This window comes from Corynebacterium gottingense, from assembly GCF_007559235.1.
In the GTDB taxonomy this organism is placed as follows: domain Bacteria; phylum Actinomycetota; class Actinomycetes; order Mycobacteriales; family Mycobacteriaceae; genus Corynebacterium; species Corynebacterium gottingense.
The window spans coordinates 474,916-491,687 of sequence record NZ_VMHH01000001.1 but is presented as its reverse complement, the minus strand read 5'-3'; the positions used below and the strand labels follow the sequence as shown (position 1 = coordinate 491,687).

At 66.8% G+C, this 16,772-nt stretch carries 15 protein-coding genes and 2 pseudogenes; 13 read left to right on the top strand and 4 right to left on the bottom strand.

Going from position 1 to position 16,772, the window contains the following annotated elements:
• Window positions 1-18 precede the first annotated feature (18 nt).
• The 6 genes from FPH17_RS02275 to FPH17_RS02250 are packed head-to-tail and all read left to right on the top strand — an operon-like array spanning window position 19 to window position 5,115.
• Window positions 19-1,122: a glycosyltransferase family 4 protein gene (locus FPH17_RS02275; protein ID WP_154878509.1), complete on the top strand. Its 1,104-nt coding sequence runs from the start codon at window positions 19-21 to the stop codon at window positions 1,120-1,122.
• 15 nt (window positions 1,123-1,137) lie between these two features.
• The gene (locus FPH17_RS02270) at window positions 1,138-2,103 is read left to right on the top strand and encodes an ROK family protein (protein WP_154878508.1); all 966 of its coding nucleotides are present in this window, start codon (window positions 1,138-1,140) and stop codon (window positions 2,101-2,103) included.
• Window positions 2,104-2,127: 24 nt separating this feature from the next.
• A complete protein-coding gene (locus FPH17_RS02265; RefSeq protein ID WP_154878507.1) occupies window positions 2,128-2,877 on the top strand; it encodes a lysophospholipid acyltransferase family protein in 750 nt (249 codons plus the stop codon).
• A complete protein-coding gene (locus FPH17_RS02260) occupies window positions 2,878-3,096 on the top strand; it encodes a hypothetical protein (protein ID WP_133065241.1) in 219 nt (72 codons plus the stop codon).
• Between the two features lie 42 nt (window positions 3,097-3,138).
• Entirely contained in the window at window positions 3,139-3,675 is a 537-nt protein-coding gene (locus tag FPH17_RS02255; protein ID WP_154878506.1) for a polyadenylate-specific 3'-exoribonuclease AS, read from the top strand.
• Window positions 3,676-3,726: 51 nt separating this feature from the next.
• Window positions 3,727-5,115, top strand: coding sequence for a class II 3-deoxy-7-phosphoheptulonate synthase (locus FPH17_RS02250; RefSeq protein WP_154878505.1), 1,389 nt, complete (start codon window positions 3,727-3,729; stop codon window positions 5,113-5,115).
• Between the two features lie 64 nt (window positions 5,116-5,179).
• Here the strand turns inward: FPH17_RS02250 and FPH17_RS02245 are convergent.
• Window positions 5,180-6,460, bottom strand: a pseudogene (locus tag FPH17_RS02245) (protein kinase domain-containing protein); the annotation flags it as partial.
• Window position 6,461: 1 nt separating this feature from the next.
• Between FPH17_RS02245 and FPH17_RS02240 the strand changes: the two are divergent.
• Window positions 6,462-6,854 carry an Rv2175c family DNA-binding protein gene (locus FPH17_RS02240; protein ID WP_095534892.1) on the top strand — a complete coding sequence of 131 codons (393 nt, stop codon included), beginning with the start codon at window positions 6,462-6,464 and terminating at the stop codon, window positions 6,852-6,854.
• On the opposite strand, the gene FPH17_RS02235 is transcribed toward FPH17_RS02240, so the two are convergent.
• The 3 genes from FPH17_RS02235 to FPH17_RS02225 are packed head-to-tail and all read right to left on the bottom strand — an operon-like array spanning window position 6,826 to window position 10,039.
• Window positions 6,826-8,313: an alpha-(1->6)-mannopyranosyltransferase A gene (locus FPH17_RS02235; RefSeq protein ID WP_154878503.1), complete on the bottom strand. Its 1,488-nt coding sequence runs from the start codon at window positions 8,311-8,313 to the stop codon at window positions 6,826-6,828. The genes FPH17_RS02240 and FPH17_RS02235 overlap by 29 nt on opposite strands.
• On the bottom strand, window positions 8,313-9,416 hold the full coding sequence (locus tag FPH17_RS02230) for a polyprenyl synthetase family protein (protein WP_154878502.1): 1,104 nt from the start codon (window positions 9,414-9,416) through the stop codon (window positions 8,313-8,315). The genes FPH17_RS02235 and FPH17_RS02230 overlap by 1 nt, the downstream gene beginning before the upstream one ends.
• 56 nt (window positions 9,417-9,472) lie before the next feature.
• Window positions 9,473-10,039 (bottom strand): GNAT family N-acetyltransferase, encoded by a 567-nt coding sequence (locus tag FPH17_RS02225; RefSeq protein WP_154878501.1) that lies wholly within the window; start codon window positions 10,037-10,039, stop codon window positions 9,473-9,475.
• A gap of 139 nt (window positions 10,040-10,178) precedes the next feature.
• On the opposite strand from FPH17_RS02225, the gene FPH17_RS02220 reads away from it, so the two are divergent.
• The 6 genes and pseudogenes from FPH17_RS02220 (at window position 10,179) to FPH17_RS02195 (ending at window position 16,747) form a co-directional block, all read left to right on the top strand.
• Complete coding sequence (locus tag FPH17_RS02220; protein ID WP_095534888.1) at window positions 10,179-10,622, top strand: SAV_6107 family HEPN domain-containing protein; 444 nt, start codon at window positions 10,179-10,181, stop codon at window positions 10,620-10,622.
• A 186-nt stretch (window positions 10,623-10,808) separates the two neighbouring features.
• Complete coding sequence (locus FPH17_RS02215; RefSeq protein ID WP_095534976.1) at window positions 10,809-11,201, top strand: DUF3040 domain-containing protein; 393 nt, start codon at window positions 10,809-10,811, stop codon at window positions 11,199-11,201.
• Window positions 11,202-11,992: 791 nt separating this feature from the next.
• A complete protein-coding gene (mraZ, locus tag FPH17_RS02210; RefSeq protein WP_038591497.1) occupies window positions 11,993-12,427 on the top strand; it encodes a division/cell wall cluster transcriptional repressor MraZ in 435 nt (144 codons plus the stop codon).
• A 211-nt stretch (window positions 12,428-12,638) separates the two neighbouring features.
• Window positions 12,639-13,622 (top strand): annotated as a pseudogene (gene rsmH, locus FPH17_RS02205) (16S rRNA (cytosine(1402)-N(4))-methyltransferase RsmH); the annotation flags it as partial.
• A gap of 148 nt (window positions 13,623-13,770) precedes the next feature.
• Complete coding sequence (gene ftsL / locus FPH17_RS02200; RefSeq protein WP_203085497.1) at window positions 13,771-14,541, top strand: cell division protein FtsL; 771 nt, start codon at window positions 13,771-13,773, stop codon at window positions 14,539-14,541.
• A gap of 190 nt (window positions 14,542-14,731) precedes the next feature.
• Window positions 14,732-16,747 carry a peptidoglycan D,D-transpeptidase FtsI family protein gene (locus FPH17_RS02195; protein WP_154878500.1) on the top strand — a complete coding sequence of 672 codons (2,016 nt, stop codon included), beginning with the start codon at window positions 14,732-14,734 and terminating at the stop codon, window positions 16,745-16,747.
• The last annotated feature ends 25 nt before the right edge of the window (window positions 16,748-16,772 follow it).

Sequence of the window (16,772 nt, the reverse complement as noted above, 5' to 3'; positions counted from 1 at the left end):
CGCGTACGCTGGCAGGCCATGACCCCGACGCTGCTTGTCACCAACGATTTCCCGCCGACCCTCGGCGGGATTCAGTCGTATCTGCGGGACTTCGTCTCCCACCTCGTTGCGCTGAACGGGCCCGACTCGGTGGTCGTGTTTGCCTCCACGCAGGACGCGGCGGCTGCGCGCGAATGGGACGCCGCGCAGCCCTACACCATCGTGCGGTGGCCGCACCGGGTCATGCTGCCCACCCCGCGCGTCCGGGCGGCAATGGCGCAGCTGATCCGCCGCCACGGTGCGACCACGGTGTGGTTCGGCGCAGCCGCCCCACTGGCCGTCCTCGGCGGCGCCGCTAAGCGGGCTGGTGCGCGCCGCGTCGTGGCCACGACCCACGGGCACGAGGTTGGCTGGTCGATGCTCCCGGGCGCGCGCCAGGTTCTGCGCAACATCGGCCGCAACGCCGACGTGCTCACCTACATCTCCGACTACACGCGCCGCCGCATCGCCCCCGCATTCGGCACACATCCCGAGTACGTCGCGCTGCCGTCCGGGGTGGACACGGACTTCTTCCGGCCGGCCGGGCCCGCCCATGCCGATCGCGAACCACGCATCGTGTGCGCGTCCCGGCTCGTCCCCAGAAAAGGGCAGGACCAGCTCATCCGCGCGCTGCCCGCGATCCGCGCAGCAGTGCCGGGCACGCAGCTTGTGATCGTCGGGTCCGGTCCAGACGAGCGCCGGCTCCGCACCCTCGCCCGCGGCACCGCAGGCGTCACCTTCACCGGCGCAGTCGACCGTGAGACGTTGCGCGACACCATCGCCTCAGCCGACGTCTTTGCCATGCCCGCGCGCACCCGCGGCGGCGGCCTCGACGTGGAGGGCCTCGGCATCGTCTACCTCGAGGCGCAGGCCTGTGGCGTCCCCGTCATCGCCGGCGACTCCGGCGGCGCGCCCGAAACCGTCACGCCGGCAACCGGCGTCGTCGTTGACGGAACGAGCGTGAGCATGCTTGCCGACGCCACCATCACCCTCCTCAGTGATCCCGCCGCGTCCAAGCGGATGGGGGAGGCGGGGCGGGTGCGCGTCGAGAAGCACTTTGCCTGGGACGTGCTGACCCGCAGATTGGCTGCACAGCTGAAGTAACTACGATGATGGGCTATGGCAACGGACGAAACGCTCACGCTCGGTTTTGACATCGGCGGAACGAACTTGCGCGCCGCCGTCGTGGATTCGGCGGGGCGGATTCTTGACTCGGCGCAGACGCAGACGCCACAAACCGGACCTGAAATGACGCAGGGGATCGTGCAGCTGGTCAACCAGTTACGCGAGACGTACGACATCGGTGCTGTCGGCCTGGCGATTGCCGGCTTCCTCGACCCCGACTGCGAGATCGTGCGGTTCGCCCCGCACCTGCCGTGGCGCGACGACCACCCGCTGCGACGCGAGCTCAGTGACGCCCTTGGCCTGCCGGTGCGTTTGGAGCACGACGCGAACTCGGCGGCCTGGGGCGAGTACCGCTTCGGCGCCGCGAAGTCGGCCGACACGTGGGTGCTGTTCGCCGTGGGCACGGGAATCGGCGCGACACTGATGCACCACGGCGAGATCTACCGCGGGTCCTTCGGCACCGCCCCGGAGTTTGGCCACATCACCGTCGTCCCGGACGGGCGGGTCTGCTCCTGCGGCAAGCAAGGGTGCCTCGAGCGCTACGCGTCGGGGAGCTCGCTGGTGGACTGCGCGATAGAGAGCGCGGCGAAGGGCTGCTACAAGCGCTGTGGCCTGTACCGCAAGGTGGTGGACAAGCGTGCAACGGGGCGTGACGTGATGGCCGCGGCGCGCGCCGGCGACGAGCTGGGGCAGGCCGCCGTGGACAGCTTTGCCACGTGGCTGGGGCGCGGACTGTCAATCGTCGCTGACGTGCTCGACCCCGCCCTCATCGTGTTGGGCGGCGGGGTGTCGGAGGACGCCGACCTGTTCATTGACACTGCTCGGGAAACGATGGTGAACACGATGGTCGGGTCTGGGTACCGCCCGGTGGCGGACATCCAGTGCGCGGAACTCGGCCCCCAGGCCGGTATGATCGGTGTGGCTGACCTCGCGCGCGAGATGCTGCGCGGCGAGCACTGAAATCTTGATGAGGGAGCAAACGCAATGACAAACCGGTGGTATTCACTGTTTAAGGCCGTGCTCGGCCCGTTCCTCATTGTGTGGAATCGCCCGACGATCAACGGCGCGGACAACATTCCGGAGCGCGGCCCGGCGATCATGGTGTCCAACCACCAGGCCGTCATGGACTCGTTTTACCTGCCGCTGATGGTGCGCCGGCAGCTCACGTTCCCGGCGAAGAGCGAGTACTTCACCACGCCCGGCGTGAAAGGCGCGGTGCAGAAGTGGTTCTTCTCCTCGGTGGGGCAGGTCCCGCTGGATCGCCAGAGCGCGGATGCGGGCGATGCCCTGCTCAACGCCGCGACGCGGGTGCTGGACAGCGGAGAGCTCTTTGGTATTTACCCGGAGGGCACCCGCTCGCCGGACGGCCGGGTGTACAAGGGGCGCACGGGCGTTGCGCGCATCGCGATGGAAACGGGAGCGCCCGTTGTGCTGACCGGCATGGTGGGCACCCGCAACGCCAACCCGATCGGCACCAACTTCCCGCGCCCGGCGAAGGTGCACATTGAGATCAGTGAGCAGATCGACCCGCACGCGTGGGCCGCGGAGAACGGGTTCGACCCGGCGTCGCGCGACGTGGCCCGACCGTTTACGGATTACCTCATGCGCCGGCTCGCCGAGCTGACGGGCTACGACTATGTTGACGTCTACGCCAGCGAGGTCAAGGAGTCCCTCGCCGCGACGGGGTCGTACCCGCCGGGCACCGAGCCGGAAACAACGACGGAGGGAAAGTAGGTGAGCATGAAGAGCATGGACAAGGATCTCCTCACCCGCATCGTGCTGGTGGTAGTCACGGTGGCGCTCTACATTGTTGCGTCGCAAACCGGCTTTCACACGACGATTGCCGCACCGATCGCCGTCGCCATCGTCGCGGTCGTGATGTTCTGGCCGCGCAGTCGCGCTCGGCGTGAGGAGCGCCTGCCGATCCGCTTGGATGATCGCCCGAGCGAGTAGCAAATGTTTACACCCTGAAACTAGGAAGGCCTGTGTGCGCAGGTGAAGTACTTCTACGATACGGAGTTCATTGAGGACGGCTCGACGATCGAGCTGGTGTCCATCGGCATCGTCGCCGAGGATGGCCGCGAGTACTACGCGGTTTCTCGCGACTTCGACGCCTCCCGCGCCGGCGACTGGGTCGTCCGCAATGTGCTGCGTAAGCTGCCACCGGAGAGCGACCCGCGGTGGAAGCCGCTGCGCACGATCCGCGATGAGGTCTTCGACTTCCTCACCGCTGACTCCTCCACGCCGCACCTCTGGGCGTGGGTTGGCGGCTATGACCACGTGCTGTTCGCGCAGATGTGGGGCGACATGAGCGCGTACCCGCGCGAGCTGCCGCACTTCACCCACGAGCTGAAGCAGTATTGGGAGATGGCCGGCCGGCCGAAGCTTCCGCGGGTTCCGAAGGGGAGCCACGATGCGCTTGTCGACGCCCGCCATAACGTCAAGAAGTACCGCGCCTGCGCGGAAGTGCTGCCGTTGGACGCAAAGGGCCGGGTCACCGCGTTCCGTGACCCCTCTCTTGGCCACGCATAAAAGTCCGCAAATTCATTTTGTGCCCCTCACCGGTGTGCTAAGAATGAGAACGTGAGTTGGACTATTGACATCCCTAAAGACGTTTTGCCCGATCTTCCGCCGCTGCCGGGGGACCTGAACGAGCAGTTTCAGGACGCGGTGTCGCGCGACGCGAAGCAGCAGCCGAGCTGGGACCCAGATCAGGCCCGCAACGTGCGCAAGATCCTCGAGTCCGTTCCGCCTGTGGTCCTCGCGCCGGAGATACACCAGCTGAAGTCGCACCTTAGGAACGTCGCGCTGGGCAAGGCGTTTCTGCTGCAGGGCGGCGATTGCGCCGAGACCTTTGAGTCCAACACGGAGCCGCACATCCGGGCAAACGTGCGCACGCTGCTGCAGATGGCGGCGGTGCTGACGTACGGCGCGTCGATGCCGGTGGTCAAGCTCGGCCGCATTGCGGGACAGTACGCCAAGCCGCGCTCGTCCGATCTGGACGCGAACGGTCTGCCGAACTACCGCGGCGACATTGTCAACGGCGTGGAACCGACCGAGGAGTCCCGCCGCCACGACCCGGCCCGCATGGTCCGCGCGTACGCAAACTCGTCCGCAGCGATGAACCTGGTGCGCGCTCTGGTCGCCTCTGGCACCGCTGACCTGCACAACATCAATGATTGGAACCGCGAGTTCGTGACCAACTCGCCGGCGGGTGCGCGCTACGAGGCGCTCGGCCGCGAGATCTCTCGCTCGCTCGCGTTCATGGACGCCTGCGGTGTCAACGACTACAACCTGCGCACCTCCGAGATTTTCGCGTCCCACGAGGCGCTGCTGGTTGATTACGAGCGCGCGATGCTGCGCCTGGCTGACGGCGAGGACGGCAAGCAGCACCTCTACGATCTGTCCGCGCACCAGCTGTGGATTGGCGAACGCACCCGCGGGATGGATGACTTCCACGTCAACTTCGCGGCGCTCATTGATAACCCGATCGGCATCAAGCTCGGCCCGAAGGTGACCCCGGAGGAGGCTGTCGCCTACGCGGACAAGCTCGACCCGAACCGCGAGCCGGGCCGCCTGACCATGGTGATCCGCATGGGTCACGACAACGTCCGCACGGTCCTGCCCGGCATTGTCAAGGCGGTCGAGGCGTCCGGCCACAAGGTCGTCTGGCAGTCGGACCCGATGCACGGCAACACGTTCACCTCGTCCAACGGCTACAAGACGCGCCACTTTGACAAGATTATTGATGAGGTCCAGGGCTTCTTTGAGGTCCACCGCGAACTGGGCACGCACCCGGGCGGCGTGCACATCGAGCTCACCGGGGAGAACGTCACTGAGTGCCTCGGCGGCGCGCAGGACATCAGCGACGTGGACTTGCCGGGCCGCTACGAGTCGGCATGCGACCCTCGTCTGAACACCGAGCAGGCCCTCGAGCTGGCCTTCCTCGTCGCGGAGATGCTGCGCTACTAAGCGCCATTCGCTTCTCGACGCCCCCGCGCGATCCCTCCCTTCCTCACCCGCCCAGCGCGGAACTGAGCAGGGGAGGGATTTCGCCGTAGAGGCCCGAGCCGAACCACCAACCGCCGACGGCGACGGCTGCGGTGACCGCAACCGCGAACAGCACGTACACCACAATCCCCAGGCCTGATCGGTTGGACACGCGCCGCACCTTGGGGCGCGGTCCGCGCGCGGCTGGCGGTGCCGCCGGTGCTGGCCGCCGCTGCGTGGGTGGCGGCGCGACGGGAGCCTGCCGCGTCGGCACGGGCACCGGTTGCGGGGCGGGTTGCGGGACTGCAGCCGCGGCCCCAGCGCCCGGGGCATCCGGGAACAGGCGCCGCTCGGCCTGCGGGACGGCGCGCGTGGATCCTGCTCCGTTGGGGCGCTGAGTGCGAGGAGGGCGCGGCCGGGAGCCGAAGCGCGTGGGGTGCGCGGCGGCGCGGTTTGCGGCCGAGTTTTTTGGGGCCGGCACGGTGTAGGCAGGAAGGCGCAGGTCGCGCGCGACGTCGTCGAGTGCATCGAGGAACTCCCCGGCGTCGCGGAACCGCTCGGAGGGGGTCCGGGCTGTCGCGGTGGTGACGAGTTCGTCGAAGAGCATGGGCACTCCGTCGATAAGCTGCGACGGCGGCGGCACATCATCCTGCAAGCGTGCGTAGGCGTGGGCGAGCGGCGTGTCGCCGGTGAACGGGGTGCGGCCGGTGAGGAGCTCGAAAAGGACAATGCCGGCGGAGTAGACGTCTGAGGCGGGCGTGATCGCGGAGCCGTTGACCTGCTCCGGCGAGAGGTAGGACACGGTGCCCACGATCTGGTCGGTAGATTGCGGCGACTCAGCGGCGGCGCGCACGAGCCCGAAGTCGGCGAGTTTGACCTGGTGGTCGGCGCTGATGAGCACGTTGTCGGGCTTGATGTCGCGGTGGACAAGGCCCTTGGCGTGCGCGACCCCGAGCCCGGTGAGCAGGCCGCGGAGCACGCTGGTGGCCGCGTGCGGCGGCATCGGGCCGCGCTCGGCGAGGAGCTCGCGAAGCGTGCCGCCGGTGATGAGCTCCATGATGAGGAAGATGGTGTCGCCCTGCGCGGAAAAGTCGTAGACGTTGACCAGGTTTGGGTGCGACAGCTGCGCCATGGCGCGGGCCTCGCGGCGGAACCTGTCGAGGAACACTGGGTCATGAACGTACTGCTCGTGCATGACTTTTGCGGCGACCTCGCGCCCGAGCCGGGTATCCACGCAGCGGTACACGGTGGCCATGCCGCCACGCGCGATCGGCCTGTCGATCACGTATCGGTTGTCCAGGTAGTCTCCTCCACGCATGCTGACCAGTATGGTGCACACCCGCCGCTCGGCGCTAAACTACGGTTCCGTGAATACTCTTGATGATCTTCTCGCTGGCGAAGAACTGCTCACCATGCCCGACGTTGCGGAGATGCTCGGCATCCCCGTGACCAAGGTGCATGACTACGTGAACGGCAAGAAGCTCGTGGTCTACCGCAAGGACGGTAAGAAGTACATCCCGGCCGTGCTGTTCAGCGACGGCGAGATGAGCAAGTTCATCACCGGTGCGATCACGGTGCTCTACGACGGCGGATTTTCCGAGGAGGAGATCCTCGCCTACCTGTTTACCCCGGACGATTCACTCCCGGGCCGCCCGATCGACGCCCTGCACGGCCACGGCGCGCGCGAGGTGATCAGGCGCGCGCAGGCGATGGCGTTCTAGCGCCGATCTGCTTATCGACGCCACCGCGCGGCCACACCAGCACCACCGACAAAAGTGCCGCGAACGGCGCGACCACGAGGAACCACGGGTCGTAGAAGCGGTGGTTGCCGCTGCCCGTGAACGCGAGCGCGATGACGACGGAGCCGCCCACCGCGACCCGCTTGACCCACGCCGGGGCTCGGAACGTGCCCACCAGTGAGATGAGCGACGCGTAATACCAAGGCAGCGTCACCGAGTTGGCGACGAAGGCGACGGCGTAGGCGGCGGCGGTGCCGGCGACGGCGGTGGCGTCGGCAAGCGTCCTGTCCTTGGGGCGGAAGTACCACCACACGACGACGAGCCCGGCGAGCATGAGGATCCCGCTGGCCGCGCGGGTGGCGGCGAGGGCGCTGTTGTAGTGGAAGTCCTCGTTGATCAGCTGCGCGATCGGCGTGATGAGCTCGGCGAGCAGCGTCGGCCCGGCCAACGGGTTGACCACCTTGGAGTTGCCGGAGATCTCCTCGACCCAGCCCCACGACGATCCGGAAAGCACGGTGACGAGGTTGACCACCGCGGCCGTGACGGCGACGGTCCACGCACCGCTGCCGGTGAACACGCCCACGCGGCGCGGCCAGCTGGTGTGCGCGCCGCCGGCGTAGCGCGCGAGGAGGATCCAGACGACGAAGGGGAGCGCGATCGCCGCGGTGGCCTTCAGGGATACGGCGAGCGCGATGAGCGCGATGCCTGCGGTGGACCAGGCAAATCGGCGTCGCTCCGGCGCGATGCACGCGAGCAAGCCGGCCGAGACGAGGCCGACCATGACGGATTCGTTGTGCATGCCGCCGACGAGGTGGAGCAGCATGACCGGGTTTGTGGCGCCGATCCACAGCGCAAACTCCGCGTTCCCGCCGAGCTCGCAGGCGATCCGCGGTACCGCCCACACGATGAGGGCGAAGCCGGCGAGCGAGATGAGCTTGTAAGCCACCAGCCCGGCGGTGACGTCGTCGTCGACCACCGAGGTAATCGCCTTGCCCAGCCCGAGGTGGAGCGGGCCGTACGGTGTGGTGGTGTTGCGCCAGTCGTGGCTGACCTCCCAGAGGTACGGTCCCGGGTTGACAGCTGCGCCCTCGGTGTAGGGGTCGTAGCCGTCGCGAAGCATTGCCCCCTGCATGAGGTAGGAGTAGACGTCGCGCGACAGCACCGGCCCGCTGAGCACGAGCGGTGCGGTCCAGGCGCAGGTGGCCAGTCGCGTCGCGCGCAGGCCGGGGCGGGCGCGGCCGAGCAGCAGCCAGGCCACGAGAAGACCCAGGATGCCCACGGTGAGTAGGCCGTCCATGAGTCCGCGGCCGTGGCCGTAGGTCAGCGCGTCGAGGCCCAGTTCCCGCATCAGCCCGCTGCGGTTGCGCGTTGCGCCCGCGCCGTAGGAGCCAAGCGCGATGCACACGCTGGCGGCGACGCCAAGCCAGAGCGTGCGCTGCATCAGGCGCGCCGTTCCGTGGACTTGATGGCCAGTTGCCGCAGGGTGTCGGCCACGGTGTCGTCGATGTTGGCGGTCTCCAGGTGCGCGAGCCCCGAGGTAGTAAGGGCCTCAATTCGCTTTTCGACGCCCTCCAGCGCCCCACTTTCCGCAATCAGCTCCGCCAGCCGGGCCAGATCCTCAGGCGCCGTGGCGGTGCCGATGCCGGCGCGTAACTCGGCCGCGGCGGACGGGTCGGACTCATCGAGCAGCTGGAGCGCGGTGGCGAAGAGGACGGTGCGCTTGCCCTCGCGGAGGTCGTCGCCGGCCGGCTTGCCGGTGACGGCGGAGTCCCCGAAGACGCCAAGGACGTCGTCGCGGAGCTGGTAGGCGATGCCGATGTCGTGGCCGTAGCCGCGGAACGCCTCAATGGTGTCGGCAGGCGCGCCCGCGATGGCGGCGCCGAGGTGGAGCGGTCGCTCGATGGTGTAGGCGGCGGTTTTGAAGCGGTTGACGCGGTCCGCAAGCTCGATGGACTCGCTGCCCTGCGCCTCGAGCATGATGTCGAGCAACTGGCCGCCGATGACCTCGGTGCGCATCCCGCGCCAGGGCGCTGCGGCGCGCTCGAGGGCGGCGTCGCTCAGGCCCGAAGAGCGCCACATGTCCTCGGCCCACACCAGGGCGAGGTCTCCGATGAGGATGGCGGCGTGTTCGCCGAAGGCGGCGGCGTCGCCGCGCCTGCCGGCGGCCCGGTGTTCGGCCTCCACGGCGCGGTGGACCGTCGGGTTACTGCGCCGGGTGTCGGAGGCATCAATGATGTCATCGTGGACCAGAGCGCAGGCTTGGATGAACTCGAGCGCGCTGACGGCGCGCAGGACTGCTTCCGGGTCCTCCGCGGGTGCCGAGCCGCCGCGCTCGAGCCCTCCGCCTCCGACGAAGCCTGCCCAACCGTACAGCGGGCGGATGCGCTTTCCGCCGCCCAGGACGAATCGCTCCAGGTGCGCTACCGCGTTGGTGACGGGCTCGCCGATGCGGGCGACCGGTTCGCGCTGCTGGTCAAAGAACTGACGGAGTTGTGCTTCCACAGCCGCGGGGATCTGGTCTAGCGGGGTGCTCCTATCGGCCACGGTGTGGACTCCTTGTATCTCATGAGTGTGGGGGCGTCGTGCTACCGCAAGATTACCTACCCGTCGGACGGCAGCGGCAGGGTGCGTCCCAAGATTGCGAACGGGCGCGGGTCTCCCGAGTAGTAGAAGCCGCGGGCGACGTCGGTGAACCCGAACCTGCGGTAGAGCCGGAAGGCGGCGTTGGCCTCCTGCTCGACCTCCGGGGTGGACAGCAGCGCGTGGGGTGCAGGTGTCGCCTTGAGGAGCGCGCGCAGGAGTTGCGCGCCGATGCCTTGCCCCTGGGCGCTGGGGGAGACGTGGACCTCCGCAACCTCGAAGTAGTTGCGCAGGATCGCGCGGTCGTGGTTGGTCGGCCCGCCGTTTTCCCGCATCGCGCGGACGAGCTGTCGGTCCCACCAACGCTCGCGGCTGCCCAGAAATCCGTAAGCCACGCCGAGAATGTGCTCGCCGCTGCTGGCGGCGAAAGCGACAAACCCGGGGGTGGTGACTTCGCCGCGCCAGACGTGGATCCGCTCGGGACGGATCGAGCGCGGGTACTCCATCGCGTCGAGGTAAATGTCCACGAGCTGCGGTGCAAGGTACGCGAATTCAGCGTTGCTCAGGGGGCGAATGTCTACGGTCACGTCTCCATCGAACCATGCCGATACTTCCACCGTGGAAAAAGCCACAACTTCGAACAGTTGAGCGACTATCGACGCCACTGTGTTCGCCCCGCACCTTAAGGTCAACACCAACGACATCCCAATAGAAAAGGACTGACCGATGACCACCACCACTGCCAGCGTGATCTCCGCAACGACCCGCTCCGCGTCCTCCACCGCCAAGCGCGACCGCTTCCTTGCCGCCGCGGACGCCTTCTTGGCGCAGGCCCACGAGGAGCTCGAGGCGGGGGATGAGGCGCTCGCTCTTGAGCAGGCGTACCTGGCTGCGCTGCGTACTGCGGGAGCGGTGTGCGCCACCGCGCCGGAGATACGCCGGCGAAAGCGGCTGCCAAGTAGCGCGTGGGACAAGCTGGCGCTCACCGGCCCGGGCGGCAAGCGGTGGGCGGCGACGTTTCGTGGTTACTCGGCGCTGCGTGGTCGCGTGGCCTCTGGCATCCAGCAGCGCCCCGAGATGGACAAGGTGACGGCGCTGCTGGACGAGGCGGAGCAGTTCTATCTGGCGTCCCTGCCGGAGTTTGGTGCGGAACCGCCACTGGTGGCCTAGTACGGCGGCATGGGGGCGGGGTGCGCTGTGGACGAACGGCAAATCAGCACGGTTCGCTGAACCGATTCTCCGGCGGGAACAATCTGAGTAGGATGACCGTTGTACCCATAAGATGATTCGCCGCCGGGGCGATTCAACCACCGATTGAGTGCGGTCAACACGCCGTATAGCTGGGGAGTGAAGCCATTGTCTCTTTCTGAACAGGAACAGCGCGCCCTCCGAGAGATCGAGCAGTCGCTTCTCGCCGAGGACCCGCAGTTCGGGAGCTCGGTCGCGCAAGACGCTGACTATGCAGGCCGTCAGCCGTCCGGCAAGATCACCCTCCGTAGCGTCGCGCTGATGGTTTTGGGCCTCGTGCTCCTGCTCGGCGGTGTCGCGCTCGCAACCGTCAGCGTGTGGATGGTGCTCATCAGTATCGTGGGCTTCGGCGTGATGATGTTCGGTGGCGTCATGGCGTTGCGTACGCCCGCAACCCCGTCCCCGCACCTCCGCCCGCAGCAGGCGAACGCGGCACCGCAGTCGCGCCGTGGCGCGTCGATGGAGGAGAGTTTCCGCCGCCGTTTCGAGGATCGACAGTAGACAGCCGGTAGGCACTGCCCGGGGAATTGTTGCCCCGCAGATTTGCTCAGCGCACCCCGTTCTGGGGTGCGCTTTTTTATGCCAACACTCACTACGGATTCTCAGGCTCTTTCCGGCCCCGGGCGGTCAGCACCGCCCCACCATTGGCGCCGGCCGGCCATGAGCCAGGACGCCTCGTCCGCTCTGACAACGATTTCGACGCCCAGATGACGAGATCACCGTGACGAAGTCGTTAGGAAATCCTCGTATCTTCGTCATGGAGATCTCGTCAAACAGGCAAAATGCCTCCGGCAACGCGCCGAGCCGACCAGACTTCTTCCCCCCGTAACGCATCACCGGTGTTCCCGCACGCTCTGTGGGCCACCCACTTTGCCCCACCGCGACGCCCCACTTTCTCCCACTCCGCCACTTGTCCCCACCGCAGTCGCCGTTCGAGGTGCCTGCGCACCCTCGGGCTCAGCGATTTTCCTGCGCTTTTGCACTTCGGGCGCGTGGAGGGGCTGGAGGAGCGTGTGGTGATGGTGGGGTAGGGGCGTCGAAAAGCGACCAATGTGGCGCCGGATCTTCACTGGCCGGGGTCCGCGCCCCACCGCCAAACGTGCCTGATGTACAGGAAAAATGCGCGACGTGAAAAGAATTTTCCCGCGTGGTGTGGCGTCAGTGGGGGAAAGTGGGTTAAAGTGGGCCATGCGTGAAGGAGTGGCGTGCATCTTGACTACGTGTGCGGCACGAATTGGCGCAGAGAAAATTTCAGAGCCGATTCCGAAGGTGAAGGAGAGGTGGGTCGCCGGATGTTTCTGGGAACCTACACTCCCAAGCTGGACGACAAGGGGCGCCTGACGCTGCCCGCAAAGTTCCGAGAGGGGCTCGCGGACGGGTTGATGGTGACCAAGGGGCAGGATCATTCGCTCGCGGTGTATCCGCGGGAGGAGTTCACCGCCAGGGCCAGAAAGGCTGCGGCGGCGTCCCGGACGAACCCGAAGGCGCGCGCGTTCATTCGTAACCTGGCTGCCAGCGCGGATGAGCAGACGCTCGACGGTTCCGGTCGCATCACGTTGTCGCCGGCGCACCGGGAGTACGCCTCCCTGACGAAGGAGTGCGTGGTCATCGGCTCGGTGGATTTTCTCGAGATTTGGGACGCTGAGTCTTGGGCTCAGTACCAAGAAGAGACTGAAGCCGCCTTCTCAGCGGCGGACGATGACGACATTCTCTCCGGTCTGCTGTAGGGCTGACTACCCGGCAGTAGGCGTGTGACTACTGACGGAGAGCGTGTACGGACTCTGTCCGGGGCGTGAAGCGTTCTGGTGTACTTCCCCGACATCAGAACTGCCGCCTCGGGCAGGGCTCTATGCGCTCCCCATTCGTGGGATTTGGGCGATACGAAAGCGGCAAGTGAGACGGAGGGAGGATCCTCGGATGAATGACAACCTTTCGGCGATGGATTACTCCGTCGCGGCAAATCACGGGCACGTGCCGGTGATGCGCGATCGTATGGCCGAACTGCTGGCGCCGGGCGTCGAAAAGCTTGGTGCGAAGGCAGTGCTTATCGACGCCACACTCGGCGCCGGCGGACACACCGAACACTTCCTCCGCACGTTCCCTGATGCGCACGTGATCGGTGTAGACCGTGATCCGAACGCGCTGGCGCAGGCGGCAGAGCGGCTCGCCCCGTTCGGTGATCGCTTCGCCCCCGTGCAGGCGCGCTTCGACGACATGGGTGCGGAAATCGCTGGCGCTGCCGGCTCCGCCTTTGACCTCGTCCGTGAGGTCGGCGTGGCCGGTGCCCTCTTTGACCTGGGCGTGTCATCGATGCAGCTGGACCAGGAGGAGCGCGGGTTTGCGTACCGCGTGGACGCGCCACTGGATATGCGGATGGACCCCTCGCACGGCATTACTGCCGCTGACGTGCTGAACACGTACAGCCACGGTGACCTGGCGCGGGTGCTCAAGACCTACGGGGACGAGCGCTTCGCGGGCAAGATCGCCTCCGCGGTGCTTAAAGAGCGTGAGCGGGAGCCGTTCACCACCAGCGCCCGACTGGTGGAGTTGCTGTACAACACGATTCCGGCGGCGACCCGGCGCACCGGTGGCCACCCGGCAAAGCGCACCTTCCAGGCGCTTCGCGTCGAGGTCAACGGAGAGCTGGATGCGATCCGCGGCGTGATCCCCGTGGTCACGGACCTGCTTGCGCCTGGTGGTCGCGTGGTGTTTATGAGCTACCAGTCCCACGAGGACAAGATCATCAAAGCTGCGTTCCGTGATTTGACCACTTCGAAAACCCCGCCCGGGCTGCCGATGGATTTGCCTGGTACCGCCGCGGAGTTCGCGCCGATTACCCACGGTGCGGAGAAGGCTTCCGAAGAAGAAATAGAGCGTAACCCGCGCGCCGCTCCCGTTCGAGTGCGAGGAATAGAGAGACTGTGTGCGGACAACGCCGCACCTGTCTCCGCACCGAACGATTCAGCACCGCAGGATCCGTCATTGCAACGCCCTGCACACCAACTTCCCAACCACCAACTTCCCAACCAGTAGCTGACTCGACTGGACAAGGCCGAAAAGGAATCGAAACATGGGAGCACGAGACTTCACCGCAACAGGATCGACCGACACGCTTGAACGACCAAGCCGCGCCGGTGGATCCGCCGCGCGAGGACGCGCGGGCTCGCGCGTGAAGCCGAGCGGGCGCCCGGTCAAGCCGCACGTTCCGCACACCAAGTCGCGCGGCCGCCTCGGCTCGCAGCAGGTGGTTACGGTGCGCGGCCGCCGCGTCGCGGCGCCGGCCGACGCAGCGAAGCGCCGCTTCTCCGTCGTGTCTTCGGTGGGGTTGCCGCTGCTCATCGTCGGCGTCATCATCGCGATGGTGCTGTCAGGTCTGGCCACCAGCCAGTCCTTCGTGATCGAGAAGCTGCAGTCGCAGGAGCGCGATCTGAAGAGTTCGGTGGAAACCCTCAACCGCGACCTCGAGCAGCGCCGTTCTTCTGCGGAGCTGGCGCAAAACGCGGCGGATCAGGGCATGCTCGTCGCCTCCGAGCCGGGCATTGTCGACGTCGCGGCGGACGGCAAGGCCAATACCCGCCGCGAGTTCGACCCGGAGAAAAACGCGAAGGTCATCGACGTCAACAGCGAGAACGCGCCCGCTGGCCGCGCTTCCAGTGACAAGAAGGCCACCGCAGAGATCGGCGACGCGCTCACCGCAACCCCGGGTGGCAGCCGCAACGCCGGCCAGCGCCCGTCGGCGGCACCGGCACAGCAGGGGCAGGCAGGACAGTCGTCGCCCCCGGCTCACGCGCAGATTGATAACGTCGCGCCGTACCAACCAAACGTCGCATCAAACTTCTAAGATGAGGTACCTGCACCGGCCAGCTCATCGGTAAAAACGCCGGAGAGCCTGGAGGGCTCTGCAAACACAAGGAGGACACGTGGTGGAATCGGGGTCGCGACGGCCACGTGGCTCAGCTGCTCGACAGCCTCAGCGAAAGGGCTCCGGCAAGCGCCGGGGAGGGGGAAGCGTGAAGCTGCCGCGGAGCGCAATGGATCAGCGCAAGCTGACCAATGCTCGCGTCAGTCTCGTGGTGACCGTATTCCTTATCGTCGCGGCCGTGCTCGTCGCTCGACTCGCGTGGGTCCAGCTCAAGTGGGGACCGGAGCTGCGCGAGCAGGCGCAGACACAGCGCGCCCGCGTCTACGTCGACCCGGCCCGCCGCGGTGACGTCGTTGATCGCGAGGGCAACCAACTCGCTTACACCATGCAGGCGCGCTCCCTAACGGTGTCGCCGGTGGTGTTGCGCCAGGAGCTGGCGGAGTTGGAGACGTATAAGATGCGTCAGGCAGACGTCTCCGAATCCGACATCGAGCAGCAGCTCGACGCTCGCGTCGAGGACCGGCTGCGCCAGATGGCAAACTCGATTCCGCTGGCCATTGAGCACCGCGTCGTGCTCCGCGAGCCGGAGGAGGGAGAGGAATCGCTTGACGTGCTGAGCGACCTGGACGGCCTCGAGCTGCCGAAGTCCACCGGCGCGAAGCCCACTGCAAAGGGCGGAAACCAGAACCCCTCCGAAGGGGTGGGGCCGGATGCCCAAGAAAGTTCGGTCAAGCCGAAGGACATCCTGGACAAGCTGCACTCGGACTCCAACTATGAGGTGCTCGTCCGCAACGTCGACCCAGATGTTGCCGGCGCGCTCGCCCGCACGTTCCATGGCCTTGCCGCGGACAACCAGGACATCCGCCAATACCCAAACGGCGCGATTGGCGAGAACATTATTGGCAAGGTCTCCATGGACGGCCAGGGTCAGTTCGGCCTCGAGGCATCGAGCGACGCCGCGCTGACCGGCATCAACGGCCGTTCCACAGAGGATGTCGCCGCCGGCGGCACCGCAATCCCGGGCACGTTGCGAGATGTCGTCCCCGCCGTCGACGGCGCGCGCGTCGAGCTCACCGTGGACCTGGACCTGCAGACCTACGTGCAGCAGACCCTCGAGCAAGCGAAGCGCAACTCCGAGGCAAAGGACGCGCAGGCCGTCGTGCTCGACGCCCACACCGGCGAGGTCCTGGCGATGGCCAACACCGACACGATCGACCCGAACGGCGACTTGAACAAGCAGCTCAAGGAGGGACGCGACTTTGAGAACAACGCGGTCTCGCACCCATTCGAGCCGGGCTCGGTGGCCAAGATCATCACAGCTGCTGCCTCGATCGAGGAGGGTACGACCAACCCGGAGGAGGTCCACCAGGTCCCGGGCTCCATCGACATGGCAGGGGTGACGGTCGCAGACGCTTGGCAGCACGACGTCATGCCGTACACCACCGCCGGCATATTTGGTAAGTCCTCCAACGTGGGCACCCTGCAGCTCGCGCAGCGCCTCGGCGAGGAGCGCTACTGGGACTACCTGCAGCGCTTCGGCCTGGGCAAGACCACGGGCGTCGAGCTGCCCAACGAGTCCGCAGGCATCGTCCCCGTCCTGGAGCAGTGGTCCGGCGGCACGTTTGCCAACCTCCCGATCGGCCAGGGAATGAGCTGGACCGCGCTGCAAATGGCCAGCGTGTTCCAGACCCTGGCCAACGGCGGCGAGCGCGTCGAACCGCGCGTGATCAAGCAGATCACCGGCCCGGACGGCGAGCAGATCGAGCAGCCCGCACCAGCGACCAACCGCGTGGTCAGCGAAGAAACCGCGCGCACCGTCGTGGATATGTTCCGGTCCACCTTCCAGTCCGACCCCGCCGGTGTGCAGAACGGCACTGCTCAGGGCAACGAGATCGAGGGCTACCAGCTCTCCGGCAAGACAGGCACGGCGCAGAAGGTCGACCCGGACACGGGCGCGTACTCGCAGAGCCAGTACTGGATCACGTTCGCGGGCATCGCGCCTGCCGACGATCCGCGCTTCGTCGTCGCCATCATGCTTGATGAGCCGACGCGCGGCCCCCTCGAAGGCGGCGCCGGCGGCCAGTCCGCCGCGCCGGTGTTCAAGGACATCGCCGCCTGGCTGCTCAACCACGAGAACATCCCGCCGAGCCCGGAGGCAAAGCCGTATGTGCTGCAGCAGCAGTAAGGTGCGTGGTGCAGTGCCCAGTGCC

Bases quoted from the DNA above. Each gene is read 5' to 3' on its own strand.
- FPH17_RS02275 (WP_154878509.1), top strand. From the start codon at position 19: ATGACCCCGACGCTGCTTGTCACCAACGATTTCCCGCCGACCCTCGGC.
- FPH17_RS02270 (WP_154878508.1), top strand. From the start codon at position 1,138: ATGGCAACGGACGAAACGCTCACGCTCGGTTTTGACATCGGCGGAACG.
- FPH17_RS02265 (WP_154878507.1), top strand. From the start codon at position 2,128: ATGACAAACCGGTGGTATTCACTGTTTAAGGCCGTGCTCGGCCCGTTC.
- FPH17_RS02240 (WP_095534892.1), top strand. From the start codon at position 6,462: ATGGTGCACACCCGCCGCTCGGCGCTAAACTACGGTTCCGTGAATACT.
- FPH17_RS02235 (WP_154878503.1), bottom strand. From the start codon at position 8,313: ATGCAGCGCACGCTCTGGCTTGGCGTCGCCGCCAGCGTGTGCATCGCG.
- FPH17_RS02220 (WP_095534888.1), top strand. From the start codon at position 10,179: ATGACCACCACCACTGCCAGCGTGATCTCCGCAACGACCCGCTCCGCG.
- mraZ (WP_038591497.1), top strand. From the start codon at position 11,993: ATGTTTCTGGGAACCTACACTCCCAAGCTGGACGACAAGGGGCGCCTG.
- ftsL (WP_203085497.1), top strand. From the start codon at position 13,771: ATGGGAGCACGAGACTTCACCGCAACAGGATCGACCGACACGCTTGAA.
- FPH17_RS02195 (WP_154878500.1), top strand. From the start codon at position 14,732: ATGGATCAGCGCAAGCTGACCAATGCTCGCGTCAGTCTCGTGGTGACC.